At 63.4% G+C, this 10,530-nt stretch carries 6 protein-coding genes; 1 reads left to right on the top strand and 5 read right to left on the bottom strand.

What is annotated here, in order from left to right:
* From AC4FAH_RS10135 to AC4FAH_RS10125, 3 genes are all read right to left on the bottom strand, one after another.
* Positions 1-1,766: DUF294 nucleotidyltransferase-like domain-containing protein (locus tag AC4FAH_RS10135; RefSeq protein ID WP_490245975.1), on the bottom strand; the 1,766-nt coding region annotated here is incomplete at its 3' end.
* A 152-nt stretch (positions 1,767-1,918) separates the two neighbouring features.
* Entirely contained in the window at positions 1,919-3,721 is a 1,803-nt protein-coding gene (locus tag AC4FAH_RS10130) for a sodium:solute symporter family protein (protein WP_054556853.1), read from the bottom strand.
* A 90-nt stretch (positions 3,722-3,811) separates the two neighbouring features.
* Positions 3,812-4,069: a DUF4212 domain-containing protein gene (locus AC4FAH_RS10125; protein WP_043333789.1), complete on the bottom strand. Its 258-nt coding sequence runs from the start codon at positions 4,067-4,069 to the stop codon at positions 3,812-3,814.
* Positions 4,070-4,622: 553 nt separating this feature from the next.
* Here AC4FAH_RS10125 and AC4FAH_RS10120 point away from each other — a divergent pair.
* Positions 4,623-8,621: a hybrid sensor histidine kinase/response regulator gene (locus AC4FAH_RS10120; RefSeq protein WP_153636534.1), complete on the top strand. Its 3,999-nt coding sequence runs from the start codon at positions 4,623-4,625 to the stop codon at positions 8,619-8,621.
* A gap of 145 nt (positions 8,622-8,766) precedes the next feature.
* Here the strand turns inward: AC4FAH_RS10120 and AC4FAH_RS10115 are convergent, their stop codons facing one another.
* Positions 8,767-9,429 carry a response regulator gene (locus tag AC4FAH_RS10115; RefSeq protein WP_043333788.1) on the bottom strand — a complete coding sequence of 221 codons (663 nt, stop codon included), beginning with the start codon at positions 9,427-9,429 and terminating at the stop codon, positions 8,767-8,769.
* A 228-nt stretch (positions 9,430-9,657) separates the two neighbouring features.
* Positions 9,658-10,530: DMT family transporter (locus AC4FAH_RS10110; RefSeq protein WP_490245974.1), on the bottom strand; the 873-nt coding region annotated here is incomplete at its 5' end.

Raw genomic sequence — 10,530 nt, 5'->3', positions numbered from 1 at the left:
TCCTCTTCCAGATGGCGCAGCTGCTGGCGCAGACGCAACTCGGCAAACAGGGACAACGCCTCGGCAAGGTCAGCGCTGTCGCTGGCCTCGATACGCCCATCACTGACCAGCGCCTCAAGCCGCGCGAAGGTGCCGGTGGCCATCACTCCGCGTTCCAGCGCCATGGTGCGAACGCCATGCACGATGGGGAAGATGCCGCCCTTCTTGATATCGATGCCGTGTCGCGGCGAGCGCAAGGAGCCGAACAGCGTCAGCGGGGTCGAGAAATGCAGCGCCGGGCGCGCGAAGTGCGACAGCAGCAGCTCATCGCGCGTGGCGTGACGCACCAGGTGGCCGCGCAAGCTGTCGACCAGCGCTTCATTGCCGCCGCTGGCGCGCGCATCGAAGACGATGGCCAGATTCATCAGCGCCTCGCCATCGCGTCCGGCGCACCAGCGTGCGATCTTGCCGCGCCAGCGCGACTCGGTGGCGACCCACTCCGGATTGGAGACCATGATGTTGCCCGGGCATGGTGGATAGCCGAGACCCGCCAGGGCGTCACTGAAGCGCTGCAGGGTGTCCTCGTTTTCGGGCCACTGGTGGCCATCGGCGATGATCAGCCCATTGTCCTGATCGGTCTTGAGGATCTGTTCGCCGCGCCCTTCGCTGCCCATCAGCATCAGGCAACTCGAGGCCCGGTGCTCCTCCGCCACCAGCATGGCGAAGGTGCGCTCGATCAGGCGTCCGTTGAGCGCACTCAACAGCGCCATCGCATGGCGCATGTGGACTCCCTGCATCGCCAGCGCCCTGACCATTTCCGGCAGACGCGCACTGGCCTGCTCAAGCGCCACCATGTCAGAGGCGCGTTCGATCTCGAGACTCACCAGCTGACTGCGATTGGAGAAGAACCCCAACACGTCGGTCAGCTCGATGACCCCGACGACCGCCGCGTCAGGCGTCAGGCGCTCCTTGACCACGACCCGCGCGACCCGGTGGCGGGTCATCTGCACCAGCGCCTGGAACAGATACTCCTCCGCCGTGACCGCCACCAGCGCAAAGCTGCCCAGCGAGGCGAGCGGATGGTTGGCAGCCAAGCCCTGGATCACCAGCGCATTGAGCAGGTCCGTGCGCGTCACCACGCCCTGACGCCCCTCGACAGTGATGATCAGGCTGTCCGCCCCTGCCGTCTGCATGGCCTTGACGCCCTGCTCGATACTGGCGCTGGCCGCCAGCTTGAGCGGCGGACGCATGCAGTCCATCACCCGCGCCAGCATGAAGCCCGCCTGGTCGCGACTCGCGCCCTGACGGGTGTCACGCTGCGCCGCCAACAGCCGCGCCTTGTCGCTCAGGCTGTGCTGGAAGTACTCACCGAAGGCAGGACACTCATCGCACAGCGAGAAGAACAGCTGTGCGGGCAGCTGATAGCACAGCGTCTCCTGCTCGCAGACGAAACGGGTGCGGCAATGGCCATTGAGCAGCGTCAGCGCCCCGAACAGGTCCCCCGCGGTGTAATGACCGATGCGCAGACTGACCCAGGCATCCAGCCCCTCGCGCTGCGCCTTGTCGAGCGTGGCGGCGTCCGGCAGTGCCGAATCGGCGGCCAGTTCCGCCACCTCGCCCTTGTGAATGATGTAGACCGCCTCACCGACGGCCCCCGGCACCAGCGGCTGCGCCAGCGCCTCGAAATAGTGAAGGTCCACCCCTTCGGCCAGCCGTTGCCGAAGACGCTCATCCAGCAGACTGAACGGCGGCTCCTCGAACGCGATATCCACCAGTGACGCTTGCATGACAGCGACTCCCCTATGCGCGTGCAGCGCTGATCGATGCACGAGCCCTCAAACCACGAGGCCCCGCCTGCAGGTGCAAGACGGGGCTTCGGGAAACGGGGGCCTGTTCGCGCCGATGCTGCGTGCTGCGCGAACAGGCCCTGCTGCCTGAATCAGTGATCCACTGCTGTTCCGGCCCCGCGCGGAACACGAATGTCCTCGACGATATGCTGGATGTGCTCGGGCGGCGGCGGGGTCATCTTGCAGACGATGACCGCGACGACGAAGTTGAGCACCATGCCCAGCGAGCCGATCCCCTCCGGCGACACACCCAGCAACCAGTTCTCGGCGCTGTTGAGTTCCGGCGAGATGAACTTGAAGTAGACGATGTAGCTGAAGGTGAAGACCAGGCCGACCAGCATGCCCGCGATGGCACCTTCCTTGTTCATGCGCTTGGAGAAGATCCCCAGCAGGATGACCGGGAAGAAGCTCGATGCCGCAAGCCCGAAGGCAAAGGCCACCACCTGCGCCACGAAGCCTGGCGGATTGATACCGAAGTAACCGGCGATCACGATGGCCACGGCCGCCGCCATGCGTGCCGCCATCAGCTCCTGCTTCTCGCTGATATCAGGCTTGAAGGTCTTCTTGAGCAGGTCATGCGAGATGGCCGACGAGATGACCAGCAACAGACCGGCCGCCGTCGAGAGTGCTGCCGCCACCCCACCTGCCGCCACCAGTGCGATGACCCATGCCGGCAGGTTGCCGATCTCCGGGTTGGCCAGCACGATGATGTCGCGGTCGATGTAGACCTCGCTCTCGTTGTCGGTGGGCGTGTTGCTCACCAGACGCTGACCGTACTCACCGCGGGCCGCCTGGCTGTCGGCGCTGCCTTCGTAGCTCGGCTTGCCCGCGAAGGGATCACCGCCACGCATCTGGATGATGCCGTCGCCATTCTTGTCGACCCAGCCGATCAGCCCGGTGTTCTCCCAGTTGTAGAACCAGCCCGGCAGCTCCTCATAGGCCGTCTCGTTGACGGTCTCGACCAGATTCACCCGCGCGAAGGCACCCACGGCCGGCGCAGTGGTGTAGAGCAGTGCGATGAAGAACAGCGCCCAACCGGCGGAGATACGCGCATCCTTGACCGTCGGCACCGTGAAGAAGCGCACGATGACGTGGGGCAGACCCGCGGTACCGCACATCAGCGCGGCGGTGATGAAGAAGACATCGATGGTGGACTTGGAACCCTCGGTGTACTCGCGGAAGCCGAGATCGGTCACCACCTGATCGAGCTTGTGCAGCAGATAGACGCCGGTGTCATTGCCCTGGGCATCGACCAGGGTGCCGCCGAAACCGGTCTGCGGCAGCACGTGGCCCGTCATCATGATCGACAGGAACACCGCCGGCACCAGGAAGGCGAAGATCAGCACGCAGTACTGGGCCACCTGGGTATAGGTGATGCCCTTCATGCCGCCGAGTACCGCATAGAAGAAGACGATCGCCATGCCGATCACCACGCCGACGTTCACGTCCACCTCGAGAAAGCGCGCGAAGACGATGCCGGTACCGCGCATCTGACCGGCGACATAGGTGAAGGAAATGAAGATGACGCAGACCACCGCCACGGTGCGCGCGACGCTGGAGTAGTAACGGTCACCGACGAAGTCCGGCACCGTGAACTTGCCGAACTTGCGCAGATACGGCGCCAGCAGCATGGCCAGCAGGACGTAGCCGCCGGTCCAGCCCATCAGGTAGACGGAGGCGTCATAGCCGACATAGGCGATGATGCCCGCCATCGAGATGAACGAGGCCGCCGACATCCAGTCAGCGGCGGTCGCTGCCCCGTTGGCGATGGGGTGAACGCCACCCCCGGCGACATAGAATTCCTTGGTGGAACCGGCGCGCGACCACACCGCGATCCCGATATAGAGCGCAAATGACGCGCCCACGAACAGATAGGTCAGCAGTTGAACATCCATTGGCAGTGTCCTTGGCGATGTCGATCATATTGTTCTTATTCACACAACGGCGCGTCACGACGAGCGGCCTGTGCCCGGCGTGTCACTGACTCATTGCTCGTGAACATCGAAGCGCTCATCGAGCTTGTTCATCGAACGGGCATACAGAATGATCAGCGCGAGGAAGAAGTAGATCGCCCCCTGTTGCGCAAACCAGAAGCCCAGCTTGAAACCGAAGAACTGGATGTTGTTCAGCACGTCCACCAGCAATATCCCGCATCCATAGGACACCACGAACCAGACCACGAGATAGCCCATGATCAGTTTGATATTGGCGGACCAATACGCCTTGGCATTCGCTTCCTTCATGATGGTGTTCTCGCATTGTTATTGTGATTGGCGAAGTGGAGTGATTGGCGATCCGGAGATCGATGACCACCCGTCAGCGGATGATCCTTTCTCGGCGGTTGATGGGTATTTCCTGCGCCTTTCAAGGCATGACAGGAAACTTGGCAACTCGAATCTGACAGTAGACAAGGCCCTGCAACGCTGCAGGCTGACTTTAGTCGAGAATGTCAGCCACCCCTGATGGAGCAAAGTTGAGAACGATGCAATTCATTTGAAATCAACAAGTTGATTCATATCCTAAAGATGCAATCCCTTGGTCTATTGGCCAAATGGGCGAAGAATGATCGGCGAAAGCTTCGGCGTATTGCGCGCATGACATTGGCCGATGCCGGCAAATAGGCCCGTTGTGCAGACGCCATTTACCGCTTCTTGAGCGCAGCCAGCGAGGCATCTGCATGGTAATGGATGACACAGCCTCTTCCCCACGACGCTCAAGACGCTGAGTCTGTCATGCACAGTGCTTGGGACTCGTGGCGGGGCTGCGTAGAATGGCGCTTCCAGAGAGGAGAGCGACATGTTCCAGGGTTGGTGGCTGATCGCAGTGGCACTCGCATATATCGCGGTGCTGTTCACGATTGCATGGCGGGGGGATCGCAACGCCAAGAAACACGGGTCGCCGAATCGGCGCCCAGCGGTCTACAGTCTGGGGCTTGCGGTCTACTGCACCAGCTGGACCTTCTACGGCAGCGTCGGGCAGGCCGCGACCAGCGGCTGGAGTTATCTGAGCATCTTCATCGGGCCGATTCTGGCCTGTCTGCTGTTCTGGCCGATCCTGCTCAAGATGATTCGGGTCGCCAAGCGCCAGAACATCACCTCGATCGCCGACTTCATCGCCTCGCGCTACGGCAAGACGCAGTCGCTGGCGGTGTTCGCCTCGCTGGTGGCCCTGGTCGGCACCCTGCCCTACATCGCCCTGCAGCTGAAGGCCGTCTCGAGTGCCTATCAGGTACTCACCGACACCAGCGATGTCACGCGGACCGCCTGGCTGGGCGATACCGCCTTCTATGTCGCGGCGATCATGGCGCTGTTCGCCATCCTGTTCGGCACCCGCCACACCGACGCCACCGAGCACCATGTCGGCCTGTTGCAGGCGATCGCCTTCGAATCGCTGGTCAAGCTGGTCGCCTTCCTGACCCTGGGCGTCTATGTCACCTGGGGCATGTTCAATGGCCTGGGCGACCTGTTCACCAAGGCCGATACCTATCTGGAGCTGCAACAGCAGCTGGAGACCCAGACCTTCGGCACCGGCTTCTGGGCCCAGACGCTGCTGGCGATGCTGGCGATCTTCTGCCTGCCGCGTCAGTTCCACGTCGCGGTGGTCGAGAACACCCACCACGATGACGCCCGGCGTGCGCGCTGGATGTTCCCGATCTACCTGGTCGCCATCTCCTTCTTCGTGCTGCCGATCGCCGCCGCCGGCCTGACCATGTTCCCCGATGGTTCGGTGTCACCGGACAGCTTCGTGCTGGCGCTGCCGATGGCAGCGGACCAGACCTGGCTGACCCTGCTGACCTTCATCGGCGGCTTCTCCGCCGCCACCGGCATGGTGATCGTCGCCGCCGTCGCGGTCTCGATCATGATCTCCAACGAGATCGTGATTCCGCTGTTGTTCCGCCTGCGCTGGTTCGATACCGAGGCACGCGACTACAGCCATATCGTGTTGCTGGCGCGCCGTCTGACCATCGTGATGATCCTGGCGCTGGCCTACGGCTTCTATCTGCTGATCGCCGAATACAGCACCCTCTCGGCCATCGGCTTGCTGTCGTTTGCCGCCGTCGCCCAGTTCGCGCCCTCGCTGATGGGTGGCCTCTACTGGAAGCGTGGCAACCGCCTCGGCGTCATCGTCGGCCTGAATGTCGGCTTCGCGGTCTGGGCCTGGACCCTGCTCGTGCCGGCACTGGCACAGGCGGGTCTGATGCCGGCCGAGATCGTCAACCAAGGGCCGCTGGGCATCGACTGGCTGTCGCCGCATGGCCTGTTCGGCTTCCGCTTCAATGACCCGCTGACCCACGGCGTGATGCTGTCGCTCGGCCTGAACCTGTTCTGCTACATCTTCGTCTCGCAGATGACGCCGCAGCGCGTGGTCGAGCGCATCCAGGCCTCGCTGTTCGTCGACAGTGTCGAGACCCGCCAGACCAGCGTCTCGCGCCCCTGGACCGGCTCCACCTCCGTCTCGGACCTGCGCGTCCTGTGCGAACGCTTCCTGAGCCACGAGCAGGTCGAGCGCGCCTTCGAGGACTACGCGCGCCGCAGTGGCCAGCCGCTGGAGCTGCATGCACGCGCCTCCATCGACCTGATCCAGTTCACCGAACGCTTCCTGGCCTCGGTACTCGGCGCCTCCTCGGCACGCATCGTCGTCAACTCGGCGCTGCAGGGTCGCGGCATCGGCATCTCGGATGTCATCTCCATCGTCGATGAAGCCTCGCAGGTGCTCGAATTCAATCGCGCCCTGCTGCAGGCGACCATCGAGAACATCCACCAGGGCATCAGCGTGGTCGACCAGCACATGCGCCTGGTGGTGTGGAACCAGCGCTACCTGGACATGTTCCGCTTCCCTGACAACCTGATCCGGGTCGGTGCGCCGATCGATCGCATCTTCCGCTACAACGCCCACAACGGCGAATACGGCCCGGGCGACCCCGAAGAACACGTCGACCAGCTGCTGGATGCCATCCGCAACGGCGAGCCGCACCGCTACGTGCGCTATCGCCAGGATGACAGCGTGATGGAGATCCAGGGCAACCCGATGCCCGGTGGCGGCTTCGTCTACACCTATCAGGACATCACCCAGCAGAAGCGCACCGAAGAGGCGTTGATCCGCTCGGAAAACAACATCCGCATCTACACCGACAACGTGCCGGCGCTGATCGCCTACTTCGACAAGGAGTGTCGCTACCTCTTCACCAACCGTGCCTATGAAGCGGTGATGGGCATCGACCGTACCGCCGTGATCGGCGAGCCCGCCGAAGAGGCGATGCCAGAAGACATCTATCGCCAACGCGCGCCGTGGATGACGCGCGCGCTGTCCGGTGAGCGGGTCTCCTTCGAGATCTCGCTGGAAGCCCCGGAAGGCGGTGTGCGCTACATGCTGGTCACCTATACGCCGCACTTCAGCACCAAGGGCAACATCCTCGGCTTCTTCGCGCTCTATCAGGACATCACCGAGCGACGCCTGGCGGAGATCGCCCTCAAGGAGACCAACGAGAACCTGGAGGAGCGCGTGCGCGTGCGTACCCAGGAGCTGTCACAGGTCAACGAGGCCCTGCGCACCGAGAACCGCGTGCGCGCCGAGGCCGAGCAGGCACTGCGTCAGGCCAAGCAGCTGGCCGAGGATGCCAACGCCTCCAAGACACGCTTCCTGGCCGCGGCCAGTCACGACCTGCTGCAGCCACTGAATGCGGCGCGCCTGTTCACCTCTGCCCTCGCCCAGCAGGTCGAAGGCGAGATGAAGACCACCACCAATCACATCGACAACTCGCTGCAGGCCGCCGAGGAACTGCTCAGCACCCTGCTCGACATCTCCAAGCTGGATGCCGGGGCACTGGCGCCACGCCGCAGCGTGTTCCGCCTCTCCGACATCCTCAAGCCGCTCAAGGCCGAGTTCGAGGTGATGGCGGAAGACCGCGGACTGGACCTGAAAGTGGTGATGACGCAGCTGGCGGTGGATTCCGACGGCCAGATGCTCAGACGCATCGTGCAGAACTTCCTCTCCAACGCGGTGCGCTATACCCGCCAGGGCCATGTGCTGCTGGGCTGCCGCCGTCTGGGCGATCGCATTCGCATCGAGGTCTGGGACACCGGCCCCGGCATTCCCGAGTCGAAGCTGACCGAGATCTTCCAGGAATTCCGGCGCCTCGATCAGACCGAGCGTCACAAGGAAAGCGAGAAGGGGCTCGGCCTGGGGCTGTCGATCGCCGAACGCATGAGCCGGGTGCTCGACCACCCGATCACGGTGCGCAGCTGGGTCGGCATCGGCACCGTCTTCGCCGTCAGCGTGCCGATCAGCAAGGAGCTGCCGGCGGCCGAGCTGCCGGATGCCGTGCCGGCTCGCAAGCGCGCCGGCAACAAGCTGACCGGCACTCGCGTCCTGTGCATCGACAACGAGAGCCTGATTCTCGAGGGCATGAAGGCGATGCTGTCCGGCTGGGGTTGCGAGGTATTCACGGCGACCTCGATCGGCGGCGCCAAGTCGGTGATCCGCAACCTGGATGGTGATCCGGATGCCATCCTCGCCGACTACCACCTCGACAACGAGGTGACTGGCCTGATGGCGCTGGATGCGCTGGATGAACGTCTGGCGGGCTCGGTGCCGGGCATCGTGATCACCGCTGACCGCACCGATGAGGTCGCCGAGGAAGTGCGCCGTGCGGGCTATCACCTGCTGCTCAAGCCGGTGCGGCCCGCCGCGCTGCGTGCGCTGCTGACGCGCACCCTGCAGGCCAACCGCGCCGAGAAGCACACCAGTGGCGCGAGTGATGCCCCCGACGCCGCGACGGATGACCCAGCCCCCTGATCAGGCGGGCTGGCCTGTCGCTCTTTCGTCCTTAACTCTTTTATCCATGACGCAAAAAGCCCGCCCTGTCAGCGACAGGGCGGGCTTTTTGTGGCTTGAAGGCAAGACTCTCGAGGAGAGCCTCAGCTCAAGCGCTGACGCAGGATCAGGAGCGGACTTTCGGCGGCTCGACTTCCAGACGCTGGGCCGCGATGACGGCCTGGGTGCGCGAATGCACGCCCAGCTTGCGCAGAATGGCGGTCACGTGGGCCTTGATGGTGGCCTCGGACACATTCAGCTCATAGGCGATCTGCTTGTTGAGCAGACCTTCCGTCAGCATGTTGAGCACGCGGAACTGCTGCGGCGTCAGTGACGCGATCGCCTCGGCGAAGCGCGATTCATCTTCGGAAGACTCGCCCATGGCCTCGGCGATGTCCGTCGGCAGCCAGACCTCACCTTCGAGGATCTCGCCGATGGCTTCGGCGATGACGTCGAGGCTGGCGGACTTGGGAATGAAGCCGGAGGCCCCATAATCGATGGCGCGGCGCACCACGTAGGGCTCCTCGCTACCGGACACGACCGCCACCGGGATGTCCGGTGTCTGGCCACGCAACTGGATCAGACCGGAGAAGCCGTGGGCTCCCGGCATGTGCAGGTCCAACAGGATCAGGTCGGCATCGGGATGGCGGGCAACGACTTCGTTGGTCGCTTCCATGCTGTCAGCCTCGACGATCTCCGCCTGAGAGGCGACTTGTCTAAGCGCCTGGGTCAGTGCGGCACGAAAGAGCGGGTGATCGTCTGCAACGATGAACTTCTGGGCAAAGGCCATTGAGTCTCCTCCAAAACCCCGATGGTGATCATCACCGACCTTCCTGGCCGGTCAACAATCGCCGTTATTTTCTGGCATGTTACCCCATAAAACGTGCGTTTAACAAAGCAGCCCACCATCGGAAGATGTACTGATGTTTCGCTCGGGGAACACGAGTATCGCACGGATTGATGCCCGGCGAGCGAACAATCCGTGCGCTGATTCTGACAGCATCCTGGGGATGGTGAGTCAGACAACCCTACCCGCAACGCGACTGGCATGCCAGCCGATCAATGCGACACCGGCAATCAGCACGAAGCCGATCAGACTGGCGATATCCGGCACCTCCCCCCAGATGGCCCAGCCCGCCAGTGCCGAAAACACGATGGTCAGATAGGAATAGATCGACACTTCCCCCGCCGGTGCGAGGCGATAGGCGGTGGTCATCAGAATCTGACCGCCGGCCGCAAAGATGCCGATGCCCAGCAAGGCCAGCGCCTGAGGGCCGCTCGGCATCACCGGATTCATCAACATCGGCACCAATGTCACCACACTGGAGACCAGCGAGAAATGCAGCACGATGGTCGCCGAGGCCTCGCGCCCTTTCATCGCACGGATGAGCGTATAGGCCGCCCCCGCCAGCATTGCCGAACCCAGCCCGACCATGGCGGGCAACAATGCCTCCACCCCGCCCTCGGCAAATGCCAGTTGCGGCTTGATGACCAGCGCCGCGCCAGAGAAGGCGACCAGCATGCCGACCAGCCGCCAGCCACCAAGGCGCTCGGCCAGGAAGAGACCGGCGAACAGGCTGACGAAGAACGGCGATAGCTTATTCAGAATAGTCGCATCTGCCAGCAGCAGATGATCGATGGCGTAGAAGAAGCTCATCACGCCGCCGAGGCCGATCAGTGACCGCGCCATCAGCATCGGCTGGTGATGCCAGTGGCCCAGCAGGCGCGCGCCCGCCATGCGCACCATCACCACCGCCACGCCGAGACTGACCAGGTTGCGCACGAAGACCTTCTCGAACAGCGGCAGGTCGCCGCTCAGCTTGACCATCGCCCCCATCAGCGCGAACGAGATCGCCGACAGGCACATCAGGATGACGGCGCGGGGACGATT

The organism is Cobetia sp. (assembly GCF_983723665.1).
Note: the sequence above shows the minus strand (reverse complement) of the source record. Positions and strands in the feature narration are given on the sequence as shown.

Bases quoted from the DNA above. Each gene is read 5' to 3' on its own strand.
- AC4FAH_RS10120 (WP_153636534.1), top strand. From the start codon at position 4,623: ATGTTCCAGGGTTGGTGGCTGATCGCAGTGGCACTCGCATATATCGCG.
- AC4FAH_RS10130 (WP_054556853.1), bottom strand. From the start codon at position 3,721: ATGGATGTTCAACTGCTGACCTATCTGTTCGTGGGCGCGTCATTTGCG.
- AC4FAH_RS10125 (WP_043333789.1), bottom strand. From the start codon at position 4,069: ATGAAGGAAGCGAATGCCAAGGCGTATTGGTCCGCCAATATCAAACTG.
- AC4FAH_RS10115 (WP_043333788.1), bottom strand. From the start codon at position 9,429: ATGGCCTTTGCCCAGAAGTTCATCGTTGCAGACGATCACCCGCTCTTT.